Below are 457 nucleotides of genomic sequence, written 5' to 3'. Positions count from 1 at the left end.
GCGCGCCGCCGAGGCGAAAATAAAGGTCCTCGCGAAAGCTGCCCTCGGCCACCAGCGCTTCCAGGTCTCGGTGGGTGGCGCAGATCACCTGGATATCCACCGCCTTGCGTTGCGCGGCCCCCAGGGGCGCCACTTCACCCTCGGCCAGCACCCGCAGCAGGCGGGTCTGCAAGGCCAGGGGCATGTCGCCGATCTCATCGAGGAACAGGGTGCCGCCATCGGCCTGTTGCAGCAGGCCCTGCATGCCCTTGTTCGAAGCGCCGGTAAAGGCCCCGGCAACGTAGCCGAACAGTTCGCTTTCGATCAGGTTCTCGGGAATCGCCGCGCAGTTCACCGCGACAAAGGGCCGGTCCCGACGCTGGCTGGCCTGGTGCAGCTGGCGGGCGAAGACTTCCTTGCCGGAACCGGTCTCGCCCTGGATCAGCACCGGCAGGTGGCGGTCCTTGACCCGCACCGC

At 67.8% G+C, this 457-nt stretch carries 1 protein-coding gene; it reads right to left on the bottom strand.

The features are described 5' to 3' along the window. On the bottom strand, window positions 1-457 hold a 457-nt coding region (locus F6S12_RS32930), incomplete at both ends, for a sigma-54 factor interaction domain-containing protein (RefSeq protein ID WP_315870012.1).

It is taken from the genome of Pseudomonas sp. JV245A (genome assembly GCF_032424515.1).
Classification (GTDB): Bacteria; Pseudomonadota; Gammaproteobacteria; order Pseudomonadales; family Pseudomonadaceae; genus Aquipseudomonas; species Aquipseudomonas protegens.
Note: the sequence above shows the minus strand (reverse complement) of the source record. Positions and strands in the feature narration are given on the sequence as shown.